The sequence below is a fragment of the Aquirufa sp. genome, assembly GCF_964796385.1.
Genome location: NZ_CBAUBA010000009.1, coordinates 53,191 through 78,234, shown reverse-complemented (window position 1 = coordinate 78,234; position 25,044 = coordinate 53,191). Strand labels below are relative to the sequence as shown.

Genomic DNA, 25,044 nt, shown 5'->3' with positions numbered 1-25,044 from the left:
GGTAAAGCGCGGTTTATTGGCATTACAGGCTTACCTGTTCGTTATTTAGCCGAAATTGCGCGGCAAGTTGAAATCGATACCGTCCTTTCATGGGCACATTACAATCTGCTTCAGGATGAAATAAATGACGAACTAGTTCCTTTGTCCAAAGAAAAGGGCTTTGGTTTAATGAATGCGGCTCCGCTCATGCAACGGATTTTGTCAGATGCAGCACTTCCAGCCTGGCACAATGCCCCAAAAGAGATGTTGGCAATCCAACCCACCCTCCTACAAATTTGTAAAGAATATGGCGTTCGCTTGAGTGATGTGGCCATGCGCTATGCGATGGATCATCCGGACATAGCGACGACTATTGTGGGCATGTGTCGATTGAATTCGATCCAACGAAATATTGCTTCTTTAGATTTTAAAATTCCGGATGGGATTTTAGCGGAGTTAGCAAATGCCATTGCCCCAGTTAAAAATTTAATGTGGTTTGAGGGCCAACCAGAAAACAACCTACCTCATTCAAAAACACGATGAAAGCATTATTTTTAACGGCCATCGGCCAAACAGCGATTCGGGAAATTGAGAAACCTCAGGTGGGCCCTAATGACGTGTTGATAAAAATCGGGATGGTAGGCTTTTGCGGGGGAGATTTAAATGGATTTAAGGGATTATTTGAGTTACAAGAATACCCCAATATTTTAGGCCATGAGGTGGGTGGAACTATTGAAGAACGGGGTGATTTGGTACCGGACTCATTCAAAATTGGAAATAAGGTTACGGTTTATCCCTATTTAAATTGTGGAAAATGTATTTCATGCAGAAAAGGTCATCGAAATGCGTGTCAAGATAATAAAACCATGGGCGTAAGACGTCCCGGTGCGATGACTCGATACGTCGCCATTCCATGGCAGGATTTATTTGCGTCGGAGAAACTATCTTTAAAAGAATTAGCTTTAGTCGAACCATTGACCGTTGGCTTTCATGCCGCCGCCCGCGGAAGGGTAAGTAATCAAGATCGGGTTGCGGTGATTGGTTGTGGCATTGTGGGCATGGGGGCAATTGCTTCCGCGGTAAATCGCGGTGCTGAGGTAATTGCGATTGATATCGATGATTCAAAAATGGCCATCGCCAAAAAAATCGGAGTGGCGCACACCATCAACACAACTCAGGAGGATTTACATGAGGCGCTACTACGCATCACCGATGGAGACGGGCCTGATGTCATCATCGAGGCGGTGGGAAATGCATTAACTTATCGTGCGGCGGTTGATGAAGTTGCTTATACCGGTCGGGTCGTTTGCATCGGTTATGCAAAATCTGCCGTTGAATTTAACACAGGCCTATTTGTTCGAAAGGAAATCGAAATTTTAGGTTCTCGAAATTGTACTACGGAATTTCCTGAGGTCATTGCCTACTTAGAAGCGGGCAAATTTCCTGTTGATGACGTTATCTCAAAAATAGTTTCTTTGGCGGATGCAGGTGCGGCCTTAGCTGATTGGGCGGTAAATCCAACGGGAATAACAAAAATTATGGTTGATTTTGACCAAGCTTAATATGATAAAATCCTGCGCAACGATTGCCTTGGTACCTGAGATAAAAGTGGGCCCTTGGATTTATTGGGATGATTTAGAATCAAGTTTAGCGCATGCGGCTTCACTAGGATTTGATGCAGTTGAATTATTTACCGCTTCTGGAGATGCCTTCGATGTGTCAAAAACTAAACTTCAATTAGCTAAATATCAGTTGGCACTAGCCGCCGTCGGAACGGGTGCAGGCAAGGTAATTCATGGATTAACCTTAACGGATCCGGATGCACATATTCGGAAAAAGGCCGTAGCATTTATTGAAAAAATGATCACGTTTGGTGCAGTATTTAATGCACCTGCCATCATTGGCTCAATGCAAGGAAATGTGGTGGCGGGAATAGACAGAGAACAGGCAATGGATTGGTTGGCATTCGGCTTAAACCATTTGGGAAAGTATGCGGCTAATTTTAACGTTCCGCTTATCTATGAACCATTAAATCGATATGAAACCAATTTGCTTAATACACTCGGTGATGGGGTGGATTTTTTAAGTGCACGGGGTATTTCGAATGTGGGATTATTGGCTGATTTGTTTCACATGAACATAGAGGAGGTTGATTTGGCTGCGAGCATTCGTGCGGCGGGTGCATATGTGATTCATGTACATTTTGCGGATAGCAATCGTCGGCCAGTAGGAAATGGACATGCTGATTTTCATGCTGTGGCGCAGGCTCTTCAAGAAATAAACTACGAAGGTTTTGTTTCTGCGGAAGCGTTTCCGTACCCTAATTCAAAGGATGCTGCTACGCAAACTATTCAATCATTTACCTATTATTTTAAACAATAAGCATATGCAACGATTTTGTTTGGCATTGGATTTAGTGGATGATCCAGCATTGATTAAGGAATATGAACACTTCCATGCACCGGGAAATGCATGGCCGGAGGTGACCCAGCATGATATAGATGCGGGCGTATTAAACATCGAGATATTTCGAACTGGAAATCGAATGTTTATGATTTTGGAGACAGTGGATGAATTTACCTTTGAAAAGAAAGCTGAATTTGATGCAACTAATCCAAAAATCGCAGCATGGGAAGCCTTGATGTGGAAATTTCAAAAGCCCCTACCTTGGGCAGGTAAGGGCGAAAAATGGATTTTAATGGATCGGATTTTTAAATCGTAGGGGATTTTACATAAAATACCTAGTAAAATCACTTTGTCTTCAAGGAGTAGAGAGAATTGCTTAATTTAAAAGTGGGGCAATAATCAATTTTCTATATCCAAGCTTAGAATCTTTTTTATGACCTAAAAAGATAAGTTCTTTTAATGAAGACTAAAACTTAGGTTAATCATAATTTTACAGCCAAAATTCAGACTAGAGCCAGAAATTTTTTGACTTGCTAAATTAAATTTTGTTGGAAAATACACACAATATGACTGTTTATTGTGCTTTGCTAAGAAAAATTATAACTATCCTTACTTAACCTAGGATAGTCTTTTGAATTAAAAAATGGAATTTCGTTTATAAAATTAATTTATAAACCAATTTTCTATGAAAAAGATTCAACTAACATTGTTGTTTATGTTGTTAATTTTCCAAGGATTTGCGCAAAGTTTGCAAGTTAAAGGAAGAGTAAGTTCATCCGATGGTACTGGAATACCAGGCGTTTCGGTGACAGAAAAAGGGACCCAAAATGGCAGTGTAACAAATGCTGATGGTACCTATGCGATTAAAATTAGTTCAGGGGAAAACGCTGTAATTAATTTTTCATCTGTTGGGATGATAAGTAAAACAGAATCGGTCAGAAACCGTGCGACTATTGACGTAACTCTATTAGATAATTCGGAGGAGTTGTCCGAGGTTGTTGTTGTAGGTTATGGAACGCAAAGAAAAAGTGATTTGACTGGAGCTGTAGGTACTATTAAAACTGAGGCAATCCAAGAACGTAGATCCGCATCATTAAATCAAGCAATCGCGGGTCGAGTAACCGGTGTAAACGTATCTGTCAATTCAGGACGTCCCGGGGGTCGTTCCAATATCAGAATTAGAGGTAATACATCAGTCAGCGTAGCCAATAATCCATTGTATGTTATAGATGGAGTAATATTAGTTGCTTCAGATTTAGCTAATGGTAGTACGCCAATAGATTACTTAAATGCAAATGATGTGTCATCTATTGAAATTCTAAAGGACGCATCTGCCACGGCAATTTATGGTGCCAGGGGAGCGAATGGTGTTATTTTAATCTCTACAAAACGAGGAAGTCAAGATGGTGGAAGAATTAGTTATGATACTGATTTCAGCGTCGGTGTTCTACCTAGAAAAATTCCTTTATTGAATTCAGCGGAATTTTTACTTGTTGAAGATCAAGCTTACATAAATGCAAAAAAATATGATCCAGTAGGATTCGCGGGTGGTAAATACACAAATCCAGCTACAAAACGGAATAATCCACTCTTATTTGACTCGAGTGGAAAGCCTTTATATGATACAGATTGGCAAGACGAGTCGTTAAAACCGGCGCTAACTCAAAATCATCAACTAGGCTTTTCGGGTGGAAATAGCAAAGATAGTTATGGTCTTTATCTTGGTTACAGAGATGAGGAGGGTTTAATGAATGGTTCGTATTTGACTAGATATTCATCCCGATTTGTATTGGATAGCCAAATTAAACCATGGTTAAAAGTAGGGGGAAGTCTAAGTTATAATTTTCAAAATGAAAGTCAGGTGGATCCGTTGGGTAATGGTGGAATCGTGGCTATGCGTCAAGTTTTGGAAGCCCTACCTATCATTCCTGTAAAATATCCCGATGGAAGCTGGGGAAGTAATGAAAATTATCCTGGAATGGAGGGAGGCGCAAACCCAATTACAGTTTCTGAAGAACGGTTGTTTCTATTGAAGACTCAATCTTTGATGGGTAATTTTTATACTAATATTAACTTAGCAAAGGGACTTGATTTAAGAACAACTGTTGGAGTAAATATCATAAATCAAGAAACTAATTATTATGGCGGTCGCACATTACTTTATATTGCGAGAAATCAAGGCGGCGATGCGGCATTAACTTCTGATCGTCATAACTCGTGGCAAATAGAGAACTATCTAACGTACACTAAGAAAATTTCGGAAGATCACTCAATTGTCGCTATGTTAGGTCAAGCACTTCAACATGTAGACCGAATGAATTTTACAGCTAGAGCTCAAAGATTTCAAGATGACTATTTTCAATTCAATAACTTAGGTACGGGGGCTGTTACACCAGCATCATCTTCAAGTTTAAGTGCATATGGATTAGAGTCATATTTTGGGCGTTTTAATTACAACTTAAAGGATAAATATTTATTAACATTTACTGGGCGTGTTGATGGATCGTCCAAATTTGGATCTGAAAATCGCTACGCAGTTTTTCCATCTGCAGCCTTAGCCTGGAAAGTAATCGAAGAGGACTTTATGCAAGACATTCCTTTTGTATCTAACTTGAAATTACGGACAAGTTATGGAATAACTGGAAACTCTGAAATTACAGCTTATCAGTCATTAGCTGGTTTAGGTAATTACGCCGTAATTTTCAATAATTCACGGCAAGTTGGTATTGGAGTCAACCGACTAGCAAATACGGATTTGCGTTGGGAAAAGACAGCGCAAGTTGACGTAGGTCTAGAACTAGGATTAATTAACAATAAAATCAATATCGAGGTAGACCTGTACCGCAAATTAACATCAGATATGTTATTGAGTGCTCCTGTTCCTTCAAGTAGTGGATTTACCACGGTTAGTAAAAACGTAGGAAGTATGGAAAATCGCGGTTTAGAAATAGGTATTAATTCAGTCAATATTACCACACCTAATTTTTCTTGGAATTCTAATTTCAATATTTCCTTCAATCAACATAAGGTAGTCGAATTAGCTGGTGGTTCGGACATATTTCTAGGTGCAACAATTGTTCGAGTAGGAGAGCCGGTTGGTTCATTCTTTGGTTATGTTAATCAAGGAACATATACCATAGCTGAAGAGGGACTAGCTGCAAAATACCGTAAAAAACCAGGTGATATTAAAAATCAGGATACAAATAATGATGGCGTAATCAATGATAATGACCGGGTAATTATTGGTAAGGGTATTCCAGATAGTTTCGGCTCATTTATTAATACATTCACAGTCAAAAACTTTGAGTTGATGGTTGACCTGCAATTTATGTCTGGAAATGATGTTTTATGGCGGAGTAAACATTCAGCTGAAGACAGAGTTGGAATTGCGAATAGTTTCAAAACTGTCTTAAACGGTTGGACGCCTACAAACCAGACCGCGACATTGGCGGAATTACGTCCTGTTTCTGCTGGTTATAATACATTTAATGATACGGATAAGATAATTGATGGCTCATTTATACGTGGCAGAAATGCTGTTTTTTCCTATAAATTTTCACCTGATGTAGTAAGAAAAATGAAATTAAGTAAGTTAAGAGCATTTGTCTCGGTACAAAATTTCTTTTTGGCCACAAAATTTCCAGGCTATGATCCTGAGGTCGCGAATACAGGTGCAGCATTTGATCAAGGATTCGATCTATACCAATATCCAAAAGCGAGGACATTTATGATTGGTTTAAATATTGGTCTTTAATTATTATCACTTTAAAATAATACTAAGATGAAATTCAATAAAAAGAAGTACTACGTATTAATAATCAGTTCATTATTAATCTTCAGTGGATGCTCTGAGTTTTTAGAGGAACCCGATAAATCAAATTTTACAAATGAAAATTATTTTACGAAGCCAGAGCATGCAGAGAGCGTCGTGAATTCAATTTATCAGGATTTACAACCAGTCCTAGTCAGTGGTTTTGGTGGTGGCCCTTGGATGATGACTGAGTTTGCTACGGGACTTGCCAATACTGAACTTGGGCAAGCCCAAAATTCAATATTTGTCAGAAACTTAAATAACAATTCAGATAATGGCTACGGCCAAACCTATTGGACTAGCTATTACAGGGGAATTGCCAATGCTAATTTGGCCATTGCCAAAATTCCGGGTATACCGATGAATGAAGTAGCAAAGAAGAAAAGTTTAGGAGAGGCAAGATTCTTAAGAGCATTTTATTATTTTGAACTCGTAAGAATTTTTGGGTCCGTGCCGTTAATAACTGAACCTGTTGGCTTAGGATCTAAGGATCTTTATCCTGAACCAGCGTCTGTCGAAAATATCTATAAATTAATTGAAAGCGATTTACTAGAAGCAGAAAAATCTGGATTGCCGACAAGGGATGCATCAGGCCGAGTTTCAATTGGTGCTGTAAAATCATTGCTTTCAAGTGTTTATTTAACAATGGCAGGGTTCCCGTTAAACAAACCTGAAAATTTTGCAAAGGCAGCTGAAAAAGCACTAGATGTGATGAATTCTAATCAGTTTTCGCTTTTCACGTCTTATGATGATTTACATCTTCCGTCAAGAAGAAATAGCATTGAAAATATTTTTCAAGTTCAATATTTGGTTAACATTATAGCTTCAAGTTTGCAAACTGCTATTATTCCATACAACCAAGGCATCTCCAATTATGCTGCTGAAACCGGTGCAATATTTGCGAATAAAGAGTTTGTTGAGTCTTATGAGAAAGGCGATAAACGGGCAGCTGAAAAGCAATTCTATTATACGAGTTATACCTTAAGAAATAACCGTAGCCAATCAAAGAATTTAGGGGGCTATTATATATTTAAGCACTTTGATGTTGTTGCTCAAACTTCGACAACAAGTAGCGATTTAAATTGGACGATAATGCGATATGCAGAAGTATTATTAAACTATGCAGAGGCCGCAAACGAAGTAAGCGGACCCACCCCAGCTGTATTAAATGCAGTTAATTTGATCAGAAAAAGAGCTGAATTACCTGAATTAACTGGCTTAACAAAAGCAGAATTACGCGAGGCTATCTGGAGAGAAAGATGGTATGAGCTAAGTTTTGAAAATAAAACTTGGTACGATATGGTCAGACTACGTAAAGCATTCAATGTTTTTACGAAAAAATTCGAACCATACGTAGGACATAAATTCTCCTATGGTCCAACTCTTTCCCAAAAGGAACTTCTTTTCCCAATACCAACTGCTGAAATAAGAAACAATAACAAGTTAAAGCAAAATCCGGGATATTAGTTTTGTGTAAATCTATTATAAAAAAGAGGCCTTGTATAAAGGCCTCTTTTTTGTTTATAATTCAAATGAAAACTAAATTTGAAAAATTAATATGAGGTAAAAATTGATTTTAATTACGCCAACATTTTACTACAGTAAACACATCAAAATAATAATTTTGATTAATCCTCCCACGTATCAGTTCTGAATAAATTAACAGGCAAACCTTCTTTGCTGAACAAATTAGGCATACTGTCATTTTTAAACGCGTAGCGCACCGCAACAGGATTAGGTACTTCTGGGCTGGAAACGGTTAATACAGAGCCACTGATTTTACCTTCTGCTGGATAAAATTTACGATCCTCCCCGGCAATCATTAGGTGACTAGGATCGCCATCTTTCGATACGAGTTTACTTGTTATCTCGCGGAAATAAATCTTAATTTTTCCATTTTCAATCTTTAAACGATCGTATTTAGGATAGAAAATTGGTCCTGCCTCCTGGCCATAATGTTTAACTAAAGCTAAATTGGCAAAACGATTAGCCACTTCAACTTTAATCGTAGGATGGATATTACTCACGTCAGGAACCAAATCCGACAATACAACCATCGCTGTATTCTCTAAGGCTAAATTTTTCGTTTGGGCCTCTCTCAATTTCGCACCATTGATGTTATCGCCATATTTGTTGTATGGTGCAATTTGAGCAAAATAAAAGGGGAAATTTTTGTTGAATGCCGACCGCCATGATAGAATCAAATCGTTCATCAATTCGGCATAAGTCCCATTTTGGCCAACATTACTTTCTCCTTGATACCATAAAACACCCGCAATATTGTAGTTGACAATTGGTGCAATCATGGCATTATAATTCATTCCAATGCTCGATTGGTTATTTTTTATCGCTTGAACCAAATGCGGTTTTTTCATGACAGAGTCCCGGGCAATCCAAACTTCCGCTTTTGTCCCACCCCAATTCGAACTAATAAGCCCCATCGGAACCTTCAATTGAGCGTGTAGTTTTTTGCCGAAAAAATACCCAATCGCTGAAAAGGCTTTCATGTCTGTGGGATTACACACCACCCATTTGGCTCGTACATCCTCTTGCGGATATTTAGCCGTGCCTTTGGGAATGTAAAAAAACCGGATCTGATCATTCGTGGCATTCGGCATCTCATCAATAGACTCTTGTAAATTCTGAGATCCACTCCACTCCATATTGCTTTGGCCAGAAAACACCCAAACTTCACCAAAAACAACATCAGAAACGACTAACGAATTTCCACTTGTTTTGAAGGTAATGCGGTGATTTCCACCCGCTTTCGGCGTAAAAATTTGCAAGGAAAAATGGCCTAAAACCGACTTCGTTTTGTACTGCGTTGTGTCCCAATCAACAGTCACTTTAACTTCCTCAGCGGGATTAGTAGTCCATCCCCACAAAGTAACTTTTGCTTTTTGCTGAAGGACCATGTGATCGCCAATAATCGCGGGCAATTGGACATCCGCTTGCAATCTGAAAGCAAAAAACACAAACAATAGACATAATTTTTTCATGATAAAAGGTTTAGATTTAAACGTACACTTACTTCATCAACTAAATATTGTGCGAATCGAAAAGTATGTTAACCGAGCTCGAATATCTAAAAGATTCCCAAAAAATACGAAAAAAAATTAATACCTAATCATCATCATCTTTTTTTGGTGTCGGGTAAACAAACGCCGCACGCGTAGGACCTGGATATGGGATTTTATCCCCTTTTAGCCCGTGCCATAGAACAATGTTAAATGCTACATCATTATTCGTGTCTTCCTTTTCAAAATTAAATAATTCAGATTTACGCTGCCATTCATTCTTTACCACGTTTTTAGCCTGTAAATCAACGTCGGGTACGATCGCTTTAAAATCACTCGGCTTCGCAACCGCATCGAAACAACGCCACATCGGCATAGCAGCAGCATCATATTGCGACATCGGATTTAAGCCTAAAATCAATTCCATCGTACGCAACATGGAACTGGTTGAATAAGCCGTATGATCAATGAAATTTCGTTTCACAAATCCTCCTGCCACATAAGCCGTACTCCGGTGCGCATCCACATGGTCGGCACCATTTTGTGCATCATCCTCCAAAATAAAAACGGCTGTTTCATTCCAAATTGGACTTTGAGAAAGCGTTTCGATCAATTGCCCCACCGCCAAATCATTGTCCGCCACATGGGCATATGGCGTAGGCCGACCGATTCTAAGCCCTTCCGTATGATCATTACCTAAACGTAACGTATTAAATTGTGGAACTCGATTTTCCTTTACCATGGTCTCAAATTCCGTTTTCCAAATGCGTAAACGGGTCGTATCCATAATCGATAAATTATAGCTTGGAAAACTTGGATTAAAATGCTTCTCCAATGCAGGAATGGCGGCTTTTCCATTCGTTACAAACTCACCATAGCTTCTGTATGTAACTCCATAACGATTACACATATCCCAGATATAACCGTTTTTGTTAAGGACTACATTTTTTTCTGCCTCACCGTAAATTCCACCACCTTTGGCGCCATAGCTAGTGGGCCAACTCTTCTCCATGTAATCCGTGGCGTAAGCCCCCATGGACCAATGATGCCCATCGGCACTTACCTCCGCGTCAACAAAAAAGTTATCTAATAGAACAAATTTTTCGGATATGGCATGTTGGTTAGGTGTATACTTTTTACCAAACAGCAATAACGTTGTATCGCCATTACCGCCTTTCATATCAGATAAAACTTGATCGTAGGTCCGATTTTCTTTGATCACATAAAAGACGTATTTGATAGGTGACTTCTCCCCCATTTTCATTGGGATTGGAAAACCAGGAGCCTCTTTATCAGCAAGTTCTGATTTCGACGGACTAAAAGATGTGTTGCGATAAACAGCTTTTGTATAGGTCTGAAGGTCTTTTTCTGTAGGCGAAGGGATGATACTCATGGAACCCTTGAACATAGAACCGATATATTGTACCTGCTTCGGAGCATTCATATCAGCACCGTGTAATATCACTTCTTGACCATTTTTTATCGGCCGAGGTCCGTATGGATTAGCTAGGGAAGTATTCCCTTTTCCATTGGCAACCCAAATTTTATTATTGATAAACTTCACCTGCGTTGGGAACCAACCCACCGGAATGAATCCCTTTGAGCGACTTTTTCCTAGTACGCTGACATCAAAAACAGCTAAACAATTATTATCCGCATTAGCGATGTACAAAGTTTTTGTACGCGGATCAATAGCCAAACCATTCGTCGTCGAGCCTGAAGGTGAATTTGCATACAAAGCGGCATCCAAGGTCTCAATTACTTTTTTAGTTGGCACATGAATAACTGAAACAGTATTATCATTGGCATTGCATACATACAATAGTTTCCCATCCTGGCTGAGTAGCATCTCATTGGGGTTGTCACCTACGGCGATAGACTGTTTCCAAGCTTGTTTATTTAGGTCAAAAATGAGTACTTGGTTACAACCCCAACACGAAATATATAATTCTTGTCCGTTGGGACTAATCACCGACATATACGCTTCACCGTCCAAACCAAATTGCTTTTCGATTTTTTGTGTGTTGGCATCAATAATGTATAAACTTCGATTGTCACGCGTAACTACGTAAATTTTTGCGCGTTTTGCGTCGTAGGAAATACCTGAGGGGGCAATTCGATTGGGCCATGCGGCACCTAAACTAATTTCATCTTTTTTTGTCAGCTTTTGCTGAATGATTTCATAGCGAACAATCTTATTATCATGACCTGCAGCGGCATATAAAAAGTGATCATCTGGGCTAAAGGCAAGTCCATACCATGCTTTTGGAATGATAACAGAATCAATAACTTGCTCCGATTTAACATCGATAAGTAGAATACTATGTGCGCTGACGCCATTATTCGTCACGGCAACAAGCTTTTTTGAGGTACTGATAGCCACATTTAATGGTAAATCACCTAAGGCAAACGATTTACCTGCAGGGCTTAACTTCCAGCCATTGGGCAAGGAAACAATGGGTGACATTTTCTGCGCAGAAATAGCAAAAATATTACCTAAAAATAAGAGAATTAGTGCGTTGGTTTTCATCCGATTATCATTTAAAATTCAGCATGTTACTTTCAAAAATAGTGAAAATACTATGCTTGAAAATAACCGCATGATTAAATTATGAAAACGTATGAAAAATTACATCTGAACTTAAATAAAGACCCAATCATTCAATATGTCGAAAAATTTAAAATCACAGGGTTATTCAAGATATTTTCAATTTAAATTCCCAAAAAACCAATCGAGCTAAGTGGTTTTTACATATTGAAAACACTCTACTAAAATTGAGTTAACAATGCATCCACTTTTGTTTAATAAAACACATGAAAAGCTGTTAAAAGACAATAAAATTAACTAGTCTGAAAAAACCTCAAGAAGTTAAGTTAAGGCTATTCAAAAAATGGAACACCTTTTACGGCATATTTTCGCATGGCTTCAATATTTATATCCACACCTACACCAGGTTCATTAGATAATGGAATAAATCCTTTGTCCAACCATTCTCCTTTGTGAATCACTATTTCCTTGTACATCGGATCTGTATGGAAATACGCCTGCCATTCTAAGATTAAAAAATTAGGAACTGACGCACAAACATGACACGCTGCCATTGCACCTAAAAATGAAGAAACCATGTGCGGAGCAAAAGGAACATAGTATAAATTGGCTAGATTTGCGATTCGTTGACCTTCTCCCAAACCACCTGCTTTTTGTAAATCAGGCATAATAATATCTACCGCTCCAATCTCTAACATCTCCCTAAATCCATACGCCAAATACTGGTTTTCTCCAGCACAAATAGGCGTGGAAGTCGAGTCTGTTATTTTTTTGTAAGCTTGAATATTTTCAGCAGGAATAGGTTCTTCTAGCCACATTAAATTTAATGGTTCCATCATTTTCGCTACTTTTTCGCCTGTAGGAGCATCATATTTACCATGCATATCCACACAAATATCGATATCTGGACCAACTTGCTTTCGTGCTGCAGAAATTTGGTCAAACATTCTTCTTAATTCAGCTGGATTTGCAGTCCAATTATATGCATCGTATTTATTGGGATCATTGGCTTGATCAATGTCGAATTTAATAGCATTAAATCCCATGTCTACCGCTTTTTTGGCTGCCTCAGCAAAATCAGCTGGTTGTGGTAACTTATTCTGATATAAAGCAGTGTCCATATAGACACGAATCTTATCCCTGAATTTTCCACCTAATAATTGGTATACCGGCAATCCTAACGATTTACCAGCTAGATCCCATAAAGCACTTTCAATAGCAGTCAAAACTGCTACATACATACCCGACTGAGCACCAGCGAAAAATCCACTTTTCCGAATATCCTCAAATAAACGATGAACATTTAATGGGCTTTTACCAATAATCCTTTGCCCCATCATTTTTACTAAATGATATGTTCCTGGCGTTGCATCGGCACCTTCGCCAACGCCATAAATACCTTGATTTGTAAAAATTTTAACGTATAAGTGATATCCACCCCGTATATATCCACATGTAACGTCAGTGATTTTTAAATCAGTGGGGGCCGATAATTTTGAATTAACATTAATAGCCTCTTCATAACGACCACCCCAAGAAAACATGGACCCAGACATTACTGCTGAAGCTGCTAAAGATCCGTTTTTAAAAAATTCTCTTCTATCAGATTTGTGTTTCATCGTTTTTTATATTTTAATAGGTTCTACCCTTTAAATAATCTTGAATTTGTTCTTTCGGAACAGGTAATTTATCAATTTTGTCATTGAGCCATTTTGAAAAATCTTTCTCGATTTCCTCACTCCATCGATTATCAATTTGACCAGGCGTATATTTCTGTTCCCGTAAACGCTGATGTCCAAACATATCCCTCAAACGAACAATTTCTGAGGTTTTTACCACTTTTTCCAATAAATGGGGAGGTATAAAAATCACTCCACCATCCCGGCCTAAAACTACGTCTCCCGGAAGAACAGTAGCTTTCCCAATGCGTGTGGGCGTATTTATACCCACCAACGTCGTATTTAGTTCTCCGTCTGGATTATTTAAATGATGTGATGGATGATAAGTTCGAAAAAAGGATGTAAACCTACCTAATTCCCTTAAACCATTGATGTCACGAACGGCCCCATTATATACAATCCCATTCCCTGTTTTTGCATATATGGAGTTCCCTAAATTATCTCCAATCGTAGGTCCATCTTCATGAGCACCAAACTGATCTACTACATAGACATCCCCTTTTACGAGCAAGTCAATGGGCCAAGAATTTTGAGACTTTATTCGTCCATCTTTCGTGTGACCACGGTCATCGATAACCCGTTGGATATCAGGCCTTCCTGGCATAAAAGTAGCCGTTAAAGCTCGACCCACTAACACACTATCTGGATTTATAGTTTGCCAACCGTCCTCATAATTATGTTTAAAATTTGCATTTTTCAGTACCGCCCAGGCCTCTTCCAATGTCACGGATTTTAGCCTTTGAAGTAAAGCATCTGAAACTTTAGGTCGACCATCAGCAAAGCGCTCTCCATTCCATAAAGGGGTTAAAAAAAGCATTTCTTCCTTGGAAATTTGTTGGCCCCAAGCACATGTCGAAACCAATAAAATAGCTAAAACTCCACAAATTTTTTTCATTTGAGTTACCAATTTTTATCTTTTAAAATCTTGGCTAATTCAGCTTTAGACATCGGACGCTTATCAGGATTTTCATCAGCCCATTTAACAAAATCAGCCTTGATATCATCTGTCCATTTTTGATCAATTTGCCCTGGCGTATATTTTCCTTGCTTCAAACGTAAGTGACCGAAAGCATCTGTCATGCCAATAAACTCAGAAGTAGAAATTACCTTTTCTGCTAGATGGGCAGGTATAAAAATTACACCTTCTTTTTTACCCAAGATTAAATCACCTGGCATTACAGTGACACGACCAATTCGAATTGGGTAATTGATTCCAGTCAGCATTTCATTTTTAATAAATGATGGATCCACGCCACGTACAAATCCTACAAAACCATCAATGGCCTCAAGTCCTTCTAAATCGCGGATACCTCCGTCAAAAACAACACCCGTTTTGGATTTTGCATAAATCGAGTTTCCTAAATTATCCCCTATCAATGTCCCGTCAATAATTTTGCCGTAACCGTCCGCGACATACACATCGTTTTCTTGTAAAAGATCAATAGGCCAAGAATTAGATGAGCCTTTCCGATTTTCGGATTTCCCTTTTTCCATGATGGGCGTATTGATATCAGGGCGCATTGGCATATATTGAGCCGTAAGTACTCGGCCTGCTAAGGGCTTATTGGGGTTAATAATTTGCCAATTCCCCTCGAATTGACTTTCATATCCTTCACCACGCATAACTCCCCAAGCTTCTTCTATGGAAATTTTAGCCAATCTTTTCACTAAATCATCTGAAACTTTGGGACGACCATCAGGAAAACGCTCACCCTTCCATTGTTGGGAGTAAGTCATAATCATCTCTTTCGGCATTTGAATGTTTTGTCCGAAAGAAATAAATGAAAGGCTAATGGCCAAATAACTAAATATGATTACTTTATTATTCATGATATAAATAGGTTAGTATATGGATAAAAAAGGGTGATGCGAACATCACCCTTACAAAGTTTAGGACCAATCGCGGTCCCACGAATCAATCTTAGTCCAATCATCTGTAGGTGCAAAGAACATTTCACCTGATTTCAAGTGGGCTTTTACAACCTCCTCATTTAATTCGACACCTAATCCTGGCTTGTTTGGAACTTTGACAAAACCTTTGTTGAATATTGGCTTCTCGATTCCTATCACTAAATCCTCCCACCAGGGAACATCGAATGAATGGTGTTCGAGTGCAACAAAATTCTCCGTTGCTGCAGCGCAATGAATATTAGCCATAAAGCAAATCGGAGAACCAGCAAAGTGCATTGCCATAGCAACTCCTTTTTCTTCGGCATAATCACCTATTTTCTTCGTCTCCAAAATACCTCCAGAACTAGCTAAATCTGGTTGAATCATATCCACTGCATGAGCGTCTATCAACTTAATAAACTCTTCTTTTAAATAAATATCTTCACCGGTTAACGTAGGCGTATTGATTGCATCCGTAATTTGACGCCATTGATCCGTATACTGCCAAGGAATCATATCCTCTAACCAAGCTAATTGATATTTCTCTAACGCATGACCTAAACGAATCGCGGTGTTTACATCAAAATGACCAAAATGATCCGCTGCAAGTGGGGTGTCATACCCGATAACATTTCGAACTGTACCAACATAATCAGCTAAATACTCAATCCCTTTATCGGTTACTTGGATACGGGTAAAAGGATGTTTCGTCCAGCTATATGAACGAGCATTCCCTTTTGCTGATGGATTATTACCCCATTGCCTCTTTACATCCCAATTTTTACCTCCCACTAAAGCTCCAGGTATGTCAGCTAATAGTTGAATACCAAAATCCATTTTCAAAAATGTCAAACCTAAATTTTGACGTTCTTTCATTTTCTTAGCAAATTCGTTTGGATCTGCTACCTCTGGCGTATCTCCATAAATTCTAATTTCATCACGGTATTTGCCACCAAGCATTTGATAAATAGGTACGCCAAATGCCTTTCCAGCTAAATCCCAAAGTGCCATTTCAATGCCACAAACTCCACCGGCTGCCCTTCCTTGACCCCCAAACTGCTTGAGAAGCTTAAAAATCTTTTCAACATTACACGGATTTTCCCCTATGAGTCTACTTTTGAGTATCATTGCATACTTAGGACTTGCGCCGTCTCGCACTTCTCCCCAACCAACTAATCCTTGATTTGTATCAATTCGAATCAATGGACAAACCATAGGCGCTTTTTCAATTACTGCAATTCGAACATCCGTAATTTTAAGTGCAGAAGGATTACTCGATTTACTTACTTTCTGAGTAATAAACTCCATTTCCTTTTCAGTATCATGATCAAAAATCATACCCAAGGAAAGTCCCCCTAATGCAGAATTTCGAATAAAATTCCGCCTGGAATTCTCCTGAGCATTAACCTTATCCTCTGCTCTAAAACGATTTATAAAATCTTTCATATCAAATAGGTTTAAATTATTTTATTTGTGCCACCAAACTTTAGTATCTAAATCATCTGCTCCCTGGCTCGCAATGGCCGCTTTCACATTCGCGGAATTGACTGAAATTTCCGAATTAGGATATGTTAAGCGATTGATAAAATCTCCTTTAATAGCCTTTCCTGAGAATGGATTTGGCGTTAATTTAGGAAATCCTGAACGGCGGAAATTCGCAAAAGCCTCTGCTCCATTTAAGAAAGAGGAGATCCAATATTGCGTATTAATTTGCTCCAAAGCCGTGGATGCATTAAATGGATTGGCAACTAGATAGGACTCAACCGCGCTAGAAGAAACACCACTATTAGCATCCATTTCACCTAATTGGTCCATGTGAGCACGTACACCCGCATCAAAATACGTCTTGGCACTGCCTGAAACCCAACCTCTAGTTACAGCCTCTGCAATCAACAAATTGGTTTGAGAGGCTGTCATTAGATAGGCGCGCGCTGTAGTTTTGTTGATACGATTTCTGTCTGCCTGGCTAAAATCATAAAAACTAGCCAAACCAATTGTCTTTACTGGTCCACTAATTGAGGAATTATCAAAACCAAAAGGCATGCCAATTTGTACGGCAGGGTCCGTGATTCCTCTAGCAGCAGTTTGCTGAGTACCCGAAGTTGCACCCACATAACGAACTGAAATAGACCTCAAGCGCGGATCATTCGTTTTCTTTAAATAATCAACAAATGGAGCCGCCAAATAAAAGTTATTTGCCTCTGTCGCATTTAATAACTGACCTATGCTATTCAAATAATTCGCGTCGTGACGAATAAAAACATTATCAGCGTTACTCGTAATAACCCCACCTGCAAACGCCCTGGCAACAAGTGCCTGAGCTTGTGTGGCATCCACCTTAGTTAAACGCATCCCAATACGGAGTAGAAGTGAATTTCCGAATTTTTTCCATTTGACTACATCCCCACCGTAAAGCACATCCGCAGTTTCTCTAGTCTTATTTGCATCTAAAGCATTAACTGCATCCGAAATATCTTTAATAATACCTGCGTATATAATTTGTTGCTTGTCGTATTTGGGACTTACTATCTGATCTGTATATCCTTTACCCGCCTCAGTGTAAGGTATGTCTCCATACGTATCTGTTAACACCAAAAAAGCATAAGATTGTAAAATTTTTGCCATATTAACCAAATTCGATCTTGCCGGATCTTTGGTGGTAGCGATTACATCATACGTATTTCGAATTACAGACCGATAATACCGTTGCCACATTTGCTGCGTATTATCACGATTATCCTGATTAAAATTTGCACCAGTCAATACACCGGAGTTAGGCGATACCATTTGTTGGACTATCCCCATTTCATAAACAACCGTTCCCGATGGAGGAGTAGTGTTTATAATTGCATTGTTTAATGCAAAGACTGGGTTGATTGCAATCGCTGATGTTTTATTGATATTCATTTCATCAAAACCAGCATCACAAGCATTGAGTCCTATTAACCCCAATGCCGAAAATAAAATTATTGCTATATTTCTCATATTATTATTCGTTTAAAACAAACTAAAATTTAACGTTTAAATTAAATCCTAAACTTCTCGTCGTAGGTAGTCCAGTTGATTCCATACCCACCAGATTATCAGAAGAATAACCAAATGACTCTGGATCAATATTATCTACCCATTTCTTGATTAAAAACACATTATTTGCTACCAGACTTAATTTAATTCCTTTAATTGGAGACTTAGGTCCTACATATTTAGTTAAGTCGTAGCCTGCAGTAATTTGACGCAATTTCCAATATCCACCATTATAAATAACTGGCTCAATTAATGCTTGCGAACGAACTACTTCCCAGAAAGGTTGTACTCCGGCTCGAGCGGTATTTTTCTCGCCTTGTTGATTTACACCAACCGCCGTAACTCCACCTTCACGACCTTCTAATGTCATTTTGTGTAAACCATGTCGAACGGCGTTAAAATTGGTTCCGGACAACATCTTGTTACCTAATTTAAAGTCAATAAGTGCAGATAAGGAAATCCCTTTGTAATTGAATGAATTTGTAATACCACCTATATACCTTGGAATGGCACTTCCGAACGAAATTAAATCAGGTGTTCTGATGGCAATACCATTTGCTCCGAAAATTTTATTTCCACTCGCATCACGCTTATAACCAAAGCCATAGATTTGACCCATTTCTTGGCCAACCACCTGACGAAGTTCGCCGTTGAATACGTGGGTACCAACTGTAATTCGTTGACCGGGCGTATCAGACAATAAACTAATTACCTTAGTAATGTTATAGGAGCCATTCAATGTTAAATCCCATTGAAAATCAGCGGTTTTAATAGGAACTAAATTGAGTAATAGCTCAGCACCTCTGTTTTCACTTTGTCCGCTATTAATCAAAGAATTTGTAAATCCTGAGGCATCTGAAATTTGCGCTGACACAATTTGATCACTTGTCACCTTCCTGTAAACAGCCATATCTAAAGTTACCCGACTGTTAAACATTTTCAATTCCAATCCTATTTCAGACTCGCGCGTTCTCATTGGCTTTAAACCGGCATTCGGAACGACGTTACCCTGACCACCACCAACTGGCTGTAGTGCACCTCCAGGATTAGCAAATAAGTTGGGGTTTATCCCGTAAAAGAGATTATTCGAATAGGGTGAAACATCCGTATCACTCCCCACCTCAGCCACAGCTGCACGTATTTTACCGAAGGTTAACCAAGAGGGCATGTTGTCAAATGCCTGCGAGAATACATAACTACCTGAAACAGATGGATAGAAAATACTTCTGTTCGCCGGCGAAAGTGTAGAGAACCAGTCATTTCGCGCAGTTACATTTAAAAATAAATAATTTCTAAAGGAAATCTCTCCCGATCCATATACCGAGTTAACCGCTCTTTCACTCAAGCCATAAACTGGATCTTTAACACGACCGTTCATAACTGTATAAAGATCCCTCACAACGAAATCGACTACTTGCGTGCTATTTAGATCGGACCGACGGTACATTTGATTACCACCGGCTGTTAAATTGAAATCAAAATCTCCGAAGGACTTAGAAGCTGAAATTAAAATGTCTGTATTTGTTTCTCTAAATCTTCTAGATTCCTGCGTATATGTACCATTAACAAATCCTGCAGGCGCTGGCCCAATAGAAGCATGGCCAGTTGGGAAGTTATTGAAATCTTGATCTCTAGACCAATAATCCTGACCTACACGACCTTGAACATATAGCCATGGAAGTATGTTATATTTGGCTGAAATGTTTCCAAAAATACGATCCCTTCTAATATTTTGAAATTGCTTATTTAATGTAAAATAAGGATTTGTTCTATTTCTAAAACGAGAATAAACAAACTCATCACCATTGCGATCAGTTGCCTTTTGTTCCAATAAATCAAAAGGCATGGAATTAGACATATTATAAACAGCCGTTGGAATTGAATTATCCTGATTCGCGATATTAGGAGGATTTTTGTTATACTCACTAGAATAATTAATATTCCCGGCCACTGACAATTTAGAGGAAAGGTCATAAGCAAATCCTAAATTGATCGTTTTTCTATTAAACGTGTTGTTTGAAACAATACCGTTATTATCCATATTGGATAGTGACATATTAAATCCACCATTATCACTATTACTTGCAATACTAACTGTGTTAGTCATATTAGATCCATTTCTGAAAAATTTACTAATTCGATCATAAACGGGAACGTACGGAACAGATACCCCATCAAATAATACTTGTGACATTCCAGGCTGAAACTTTTCACCAAATGACCACTGACCTGATGTTGGATTTGCAGAAGTAGGACGAACACCACTCTCCCCTTGGCCATATTCATATTGGTAATCCGTAAAATCTAATGGTGTCTCATTCGTGTAATTCATATTATACGAAACCCCAATACCCTTCGTTTTTCCCCTCGTTTTTGTCGTTATCATCAAAACTCCGTCTTTAGCACGAGAACCATACAATGCAGCAGCAGTTGCACCTTTTAAGACTGTCATCGACTCGATATCATCTGGGTTTATACTAGACAAACCATCACCACCATCAGATGTATTTCCACCCCCGCGAACTCCAATTGAATTATCAGAAGCTGAATTACCTGGATTCGTACCAAAATTAGTATTGTCAATAGGCACACCATTAATAACAATCAAGGGCGAGTTTTGTCCAGAAAAAGAAGATTGACCACGAATTCGTATTTTGGAGGTACCAGCAGGTCCAGTTCCCAAAGAAGAAATATTTACACCGGCAATTTTTCCTTGAAGCGCATTCATGAAGTTGGGAGATCTGTTTTCCGTAATTACCTCCGGCGTAATCGTTGTAGTCGCGTAACCGAGTTTTTTAGATTCTTTCTTAATCCCAAGAGCTGTAACAACAACCTCATCTAAGGAGGTAGTCTCCTCAGTTAACGTTACGTTAATAATAGATTTTGTACCCACACTCATTTCTTTCTTAACAAAGCCAACAAACGAAAAAACGAGCGTTGCATTATTCGAGGCAGTAATAGAATACTTACCATTAGCATCGGTGGTCGTACCCTGCGTTGTGCCTTTTACCGCAACAGAAACACCAACAATAGGTTCATTTCCCTTTGCAGAACTAACCGAACCGGTAATTTTAGATTGGCCAAAAACCAGGCTAGGCAACAAGATAGCTAGCCCCAACAAAAGCTTAAACAGTTTCTTTTTGTAATTTTTTTGCATAGTTATTAAGTTTATGTTACGAATTTTCATAATAATTGTAAGAAAAAATTATATAAATCAACGAATTAGAAATGTGTAATTTTTTAACCTAACAATATTTTGCCTACCAACAAAAGTTGAATAATTACGCATTTTTCAAAAAAAAATAGTACTTTTTTGATTGATAAAAATATTTTCTGTTTTGATTAAACGTTAAATACATGAAAAATTTTGCTTTAACATTTCCTTTTAATGATTGTAGTGCTCATTTCCCTTTTATTGAACACTTTAGTTTTCAAACAGTAGACGCAATAAAGTCAAAGCCTGTTTACCTACCCAAAGGCGATGGTGTCCGAATGTTCTATTTTAAAGATGGTATTTTTGAAATTAGTATCGATGGAAGGAGGAATACGATGCTTCCTGGAGACTGCTTAGTCGTTTGTCCTTGGGAAAATGTGGAAATTATTCAAAATCAAATTAGACGTTCAACTTTTTTTTATTTAGTAATTCGTACCCGATTTTTTGGAACAGATCAGGATCTTGAATTTGGCCCTTGGACAAAAATATCAAAATATGACCAAATGGACATTGGAGATATCTTTAAAAATTTCCAAAAATTCAAAATTGCAAAAACAGACTTTTTAGCCAAACTATTTGTTCAATTAACGAATGAAATTTTTGTCCATGAAATGAGTCAAAATGAAATGGTTATCCACATAATCGATCAAATTGTCATCTTATTTGCTCGAGAGGCTCAAAAATCAAATCTTAAGTTGAATTTCAAGGCAGAAATAAGCCAAATTATAGAACAAAATATTAGAGCTAACCCCTTACATCACTGGACCGTAGCCGAAATGTCACAGTTAGGCCTACTTGGAATAACGGCATTTAGTGAACGATTGAAAATGGAAACGGGTTTAAGTCCAATCAATTTTTTAATTAAAATTCGCATTAATATTGCAATGAATTTGATGATACATAAGCCTACTAAATTGGCTGACATAGCCTATGAAACAGGGTTTTACTCTCCCCAACATTTTTCGCTGACATTTAAAAAGATGATGGGCGTTAGCCCAAATAAATACCGGAAAAACCTACAACCATGAAAAACAATTTCAAATTTTTGGCTATTTCAGGTGCCAGCCTAATCATTTTGGGTCTTTTGCTTTCAGATTCATCTTGGTCAGGAATTTTATGGATTGTGGGCGTTGCCCTCATTGCCTTATCAACACACACCAAAGAGTCGCTTAAAGGATTTTCATTTACCTTATGGATCGTCACTGCGGTAGTTTTAACCTTGCAATTCCCCACGCCATTCATTGGGTATGGAGATGTAAAATTTAAAATATTGATTATCCCATTGCTCCAGTTAATTATGTTTGGAATGGGATCTACCATGCAGATTTCAGATTTCCAAGAGGTGCTAAAGTCTCCAAAAGCAGTAGCTTTAGGCGTATTTTTTCAATTTTCCATCATGCCACTTGTCGGATGGAGCCTCACAAAAGTCTTCGATTTCCCATCAGAAATATCAGCCGGCATCATATTAGTTGGTTGCATGCCTTGCGGATTAGCCTCGAACGTCATGTCTTATTTAGCCAAGGCCAATGTAGCTCTCTCACTAACATTAACGTCCATCGCCACGATCATAGCCCCTATTTTAACGCCCGTATTGATGAAAAATTTGGCAGGCCAATTGATTGAAATTGATCTAATTGCCATGATTTGGGAAATCAGTAAATTGATTTTAATTCCTATTATTTTAGGCGTTATTTACAATCGAGTTATTGGGAATAGATGGGCCTGGTTTCAAGAGCAATTACCCCTAATCTCCATGATTAGTATCGGATTAATCATCATTATTATTACCGCTAATGGCAGGGATGCATTAATATCCGTGGGACCTCTACTCGTTATCGCTTGTTTTATGCACAATATTATTGGCTTTATTTTAGGCTATTGGGGCGGAAAACTTACCCGCTTACCTGAAAAAGATTGTAGAACCATCGCCATCGAAGTTGGCTTACAAAATGCAGGATTAGCCTCTGGTCTAGCTATGGCCATGGGAAAAGTCGCCACAGTGGGACTACCAGCCGCCATTTTTGGACCTGTTATGAACATTAATGGTTCTAGCCTAGCTAATTATTGGAAAAATAAATAACCCTTAAACTACTCGTTGACAAACTCACTTACTTCCTCAAATGGTAAGCTTTCGGTTTCGTAAAAACCCTTAAACCCACATGGGAGAGTGTTGAGCCAAAACCCGAATGCCCCCTACCGCTCCATGGTAGTGCCGCACTCACCCGATCACAACAATTCCAATAACCAGAACCTGAATCTACTTTAGCTAAAATGGCCTCTGCCCTATTTTGGTCAACCGAATACACCCCAGCCGTTAACCCATAATTTGTATCATTCATCAAACGAATGGCATCTGCATCATGCTCAACACGCATAATACCAATAATGGGACCAAAACTTTCCTCACGCATTAACACCATATCATTTGTCACATCCACTATGACCGTTGGCTCAAAATAATTCCCCTTCCCCTCCATGCGTTTCCCTCCCACTAGAACCCGAGCTCCCTTCGCTACCGCATCCTCCACTTGGGAAGTCAAAACATCCAATTGCGCCTTTCGGCTCAAAACCGAAATATATACGCCATCCTCCGTGGGCAAACCTACTTTCCATGAGTTAACCTCTTCCACAAAGGCCTGCACAAACTCCTCATATACAGCCGATTGCACATAAATACGTTCAACAGAACAACAACTTTGTCCATTGTTGTAAAATGCTCCATCAGCAATTCCAGCAGCTACAGCCACCACATCCACCACATCATCCGCCACATAAACGGGATCCTTTCCGCCTAGTTCAAGTACGCATGGAACCATCTTGGTAGCCACATGCGTATAAATTATTTGACCCGTTTGATACGATCCCGTAAAGTAAAAACCATTAAAAGGCAGGTCTAAAAGCGCCTTACCAACATCCCCCTCCCCGATAGCCACTTGAAAAACATCCTCCGGCACGCCTGCCTCAATTAGGTAGTTGGCAATTTGCAGACCTGTCAACGACGCGTATTCAGATGGTTTGTACATGACTGCGTTACCGGCCAACAAGGCTGGCACAAAAATATTGACGCCCACATTGTAGGGATAATTCCACGCTGAAATATTACAAATGACTCCTAGAGGCTCATATACAATCTTTTCTGTCAATTGATCTGAAAGCGACATGATCTCATCTGTTAAATATTGGGTGGCATGTTGGGCAAGCCAACTAGCCTTTGCACCGGCTCCATTAATTTCATTTCTACTTTGTTGCAAAGGCTTACCCATCTCAGACGTTAAAATAGCCGCTAATTCTTCGCTGTTTTCCTTAATCAAAAACACAAATTTCTCAATAATATCGATACGATTCTGAAGTGGAATTGCTGACCACGCAGAGGCTGCATGTTGTAAACGGGTAAATTTTATTGCCAAACTATCCATTGAATCTTCTTGAATAGTAGCAATTATTTCTTCAGTAGCAGGATTAATGATATGCATATA

General features: G+C 38.8%; 17 protein-coding genes. 8 read left to right on the top strand and 9 right to left on the bottom strand.

The window, feature by feature from the left end; translation table 11 throughout:
- The 6 genes from AC1W6K_RS04785 to AC1W6K_RS04760 all read left to right on the top strand — a co-directional run.
- On the top strand, positions 1 to 522 hold a 522-nt coding region (locus AC1W6K_RS04785; protein WP_481946641.1), incomplete at its 5' end, for an aldo/keto reductase.
- Positions 519 to 1,541, top strand: coding sequence for a zinc-binding alcohol dehydrogenase family protein (locus AC1W6K_RS04780; RefSeq protein ID WP_481946640.1), 1,023 nt, complete (start codon positions 519 to 521; stop codon positions 1,539 to 1,541). The genes AC1W6K_RS04785 and AC1W6K_RS04780, both read left to right, overlap by 4 nt.
- Before the next feature lies 1 nt (position 1,542).
- Entirely contained in the window at positions 1,543 to 2,361 is an 819-nt protein-coding gene (locus AC1W6K_RS04775; RefSeq protein WP_481946639.1) for a TIM barrel protein, read from the top strand.
- A gap of 4 nt (positions 2,362 to 2,365) precedes the next feature.
- Positions 2,366 to 2,701: an L-rhamnose mutarotase gene (locus AC1W6K_RS04770; protein WP_481719448.1), complete on the top strand. Its 336-nt coding sequence runs from the start codon at positions 2,366 to 2,368 to the stop codon at positions 2,699 to 2,701.
- Positions 2,702 to 3,070: 369 nt separating this feature from the next.
- Positions 3,071 to 6,139 carry a SusC/RagA family TonB-linked outer membrane protein gene (locus AC1W6K_RS04765; protein ID WP_481946638.1) on the top strand — a complete coding sequence of 1,023 codons (3,069 nt, stop codon included), beginning with the start codon at positions 3,071 to 3,073 and terminating at the stop codon, positions 6,137 to 6,139.
- Between the two features lie 27 nt (positions 6,140 to 6,166).
- Positions 6,167 to 7,663 carry a RagB/SusD family nutrient uptake outer membrane protein gene (locus tag AC1W6K_RS04760; protein ID WP_481946637.1) on the top strand — a complete coding sequence of 499 codons (1,497 nt, stop codon included), beginning with the start codon at positions 6,167 to 6,169 and terminating at the stop codon, positions 7,661 to 7,663.
- 161 nt (positions 7,664 to 7,824) lie between these two features.
- Here AC1W6K_RS04760 and AC1W6K_RS04755 read toward each other — a convergent pair whose 3' ends face one another.
- The 8 genes from AC1W6K_RS04755 to AC1W6K_RS04720 form a co-directional block, all read right to left on the bottom strand.
- The gene (locus AC1W6K_RS04755) at positions 7,825 to 9,195 is read right to left on the bottom strand and encodes a sialate O-acetylesterase (RefSeq protein ID WP_481946636.1); all 1,371 of its coding nucleotides are present in this window, start codon (positions 9,193 to 9,195) and stop codon (positions 7,825 to 7,827) included.
- Positions 9,196 to 9,319: 124 nt separating this feature from the next.
- Positions 9,320 to 11,743 carry a bifunctional YncE family protein/alkaline phosphatase family protein gene (locus AC1W6K_RS04750; RefSeq protein ID WP_481946635.1) on the bottom strand — a complete coding sequence of 808 codons (2,424 nt, stop codon included), beginning with the start codon at positions 11,741 to 11,743 and terminating at the stop codon, positions 9,320 to 9,322.
- 350 nt (positions 11,744 to 12,093) lie between these two features.
- The gene (locus AC1W6K_RS04745) at positions 12,094 to 13,380 is read right to left on the bottom strand and encodes a mandelate racemase/muconate lactonizing enzyme family protein (RefSeq protein WP_481946634.1); all 1,287 of its coding nucleotides are present in this window, start codon (positions 13,378 to 13,380) and stop codon (positions 12,094 to 12,096) included.
- Positions 13,381 to 13,393: 13 nt separating this feature from the next.
- On the bottom strand, positions 13,394 to 14,335 hold the full coding sequence (locus AC1W6K_RS04740; RefSeq protein ID WP_481946633.1) for an RraA family protein: 942 nt from the start codon (positions 14,333 to 14,335) through the stop codon (positions 13,394 to 13,396).
- A gap of 5 nt (positions 14,336 to 14,340) precedes the next feature.
- Entirely contained in the window at positions 14,341 to 15,270 is a 930-nt protein-coding gene (locus tag AC1W6K_RS04735) for an RraA family protein (protein ID WP_481946632.1), read from the bottom strand.
- 60 nt (positions 15,271 to 15,330) lie between these two features.
- Positions 15,331 to 16,776, bottom strand: coding sequence for a mandelate racemase/muconate lactonizing enzyme family protein (locus tag AC1W6K_RS04730; RefSeq protein WP_481946631.1), 1,446 nt, complete (start codon positions 16,774 to 16,776; stop codon positions 15,331 to 15,333).
- Between the two features lie 21 nt (positions 16,777 to 16,797).
- Positions 16,798 to 18,315 carry a SusD/RagB family nutrient-binding outer membrane lipoprotein gene (locus tag AC1W6K_RS04725; protein WP_481946630.1) on the bottom strand — a complete coding sequence of 506 codons (1,518 nt, stop codon included), beginning with the start codon at positions 18,313 to 18,315 and terminating at the stop codon, positions 16,798 to 16,800.
- Between the two features lie 22 nt (positions 18,316 to 18,337).
- A complete protein-coding gene (locus AC1W6K_RS04720; protein ID WP_481946629.1) occupies positions 18,338 to 21,511 on the bottom strand; it encodes a SusC/RagA family TonB-linked outer membrane protein in 3,174 nt (1,057 codons plus the stop codon).
- Between the two features lie 200 nt (positions 21,512 to 21,711).
- On the opposite strand from AC1W6K_RS04720, the gene AC1W6K_RS04715 reads away from it, so the two are divergent.
- Positions 21,712 to 22,596, top strand: a complete 885-nt coding sequence (locus AC1W6K_RS04715) for a helix-turn-helix domain-containing protein (protein ID WP_481946628.1) — start codon at positions 21,712 to 21,714, stop codon at positions 22,594 to 22,596.
- Positions 22,593 to 23,648: a bile acid:sodium symporter family protein gene (locus AC1W6K_RS04710; protein ID WP_481946627.1), complete on the top strand. Its 1,056-nt coding sequence runs from the start codon at positions 22,593 to 22,595 to the stop codon at positions 23,646 to 23,648. The genes AC1W6K_RS04715 and AC1W6K_RS04710 overlap by 4 nt, the downstream gene beginning before the upstream one ends.
- A 28-nt stretch (positions 23,649 to 23,676) precedes the next feature.
- Here the strand turns inward: AC1W6K_RS04710 and AC1W6K_RS04705 are convergent, their stop codons facing one another.
- Positions 23,677 to 25,041, bottom strand: a complete 1,365-nt coding sequence (locus AC1W6K_RS04705; protein WP_481946626.1) for an aldehyde dehydrogenase family protein — start codon at positions 25,039 to 25,041, stop codon at positions 23,677 to 23,679.
- Positions 25,042 to 25,044: the final 3 nt, after the last annotated feature.

What these genes read in the sequence shown, in the direction of transcription:
- AC1W6K_RS04780 (WP_481946640.1), top strand. Translation starts at nt 519, where the DNA reads ATGAAAGCATTATTTTTAACGGCCATCGGCCAAACAGCGATTCGGGAA.
- AC1W6K_RS04775 (WP_481946639.1), top strand. Translation starts at nt 1,543, where the DNA reads ATGATAAAATCCTGCGCAACGATTGCCTTGGTACCTGAGATAAAAGTG.
- AC1W6K_RS04770 (WP_481719448.1), top strand. Translation starts at nt 2,366, where the DNA reads ATGCAACGATTTTGTTTGGCATTGGATTTAGTGGATGATCCAGCATTG.
- AC1W6K_RS04765 (WP_481946638.1), top strand. Translation starts at nt 3,071, where the DNA reads ATGAAAAAGATTCAACTAACATTGTTGTTTATGTTGTTAATTTTCCAA.
- AC1W6K_RS04760 (WP_481946637.1), top strand. Translation starts at nt 6,167, where the DNA reads ATGAAATTCAATAAAAAGAAGTACTACGTATTAATAATCAGTTCATTA.
- AC1W6K_RS04755 (WP_481946636.1), bottom strand. Translation starts at nt 9,195, where the DNA reads ATGAAAAAATTATGTCTATTGTTTGTGTTTTTTGCTTTCAGATTGCAA.
- AC1W6K_RS04750 (WP_481946635.1), bottom strand. Translation starts at nt 11,743, where the DNA reads ATGAAAACCAACGCACTAATTCTCTTATTTTTAGGTAATATTTTTGCT.
- AC1W6K_RS04745 (WP_481946634.1), bottom strand. Translation starts at nt 13,380, where the DNA reads ATGAAACACAAATCTGATAGAAGAGAATTTTTTAAAAACGGATCTTTA.
- AC1W6K_RS04740 (WP_481946633.1), bottom strand. Translation starts at nt 14,335, where the DNA reads ATGAAAAAAATTTGTGGAGTTTTAGCTATTTTATTGGTTTCGACATGT.
- AC1W6K_RS04735 (WP_481946632.1), bottom strand. Translation starts at nt 15,270, where the DNA reads ATGAATAATAAAGTAATCATATTTAGTTATTTGGCCATTAGCCTTTCA.
- AC1W6K_RS04730 (WP_481946631.1), bottom strand. Translation starts at nt 16,776, where the DNA reads ATGAAAGATTTTATAAATCGTTTTAGAGCAGAGGATAAGGTTAATGCT.
- AC1W6K_RS04725 (WP_481946630.1), bottom strand. Translation starts at nt 18,315, where the DNA reads ATGAGAAATATAGCAATAATTTTATTTTCGGCATTGGGGTTAATAGGA.
- AC1W6K_RS04720 (WP_481946629.1), bottom strand. Translation starts at nt 21,511, where the DNA reads ATGCAAAAAAATTACAAAAAGAAACTGTTTAAGCTTTTGTTGGGGCTA.
- AC1W6K_RS04715 (WP_481946628.1), top strand. Translation starts at nt 21,712, where the DNA reads ATGAAAAATTTTGCTTTAACATTTCCTTTTAATGATTGTAGTGCTCAT.
- AC1W6K_RS04710 (WP_481946627.1), top strand. Translation starts at nt 22,593, where the DNA reads ATGAAAAACAATTTCAAATTTTTGGCTATTTCAGGTGCCAGCCTAATC.
- AC1W6K_RS04705 (WP_481946626.1), bottom strand. Translation starts at nt 25,041, where the DNA reads ATGCATATCATTAATCCTGCTACTGAAGAAATAATTGCTACTATTCAA.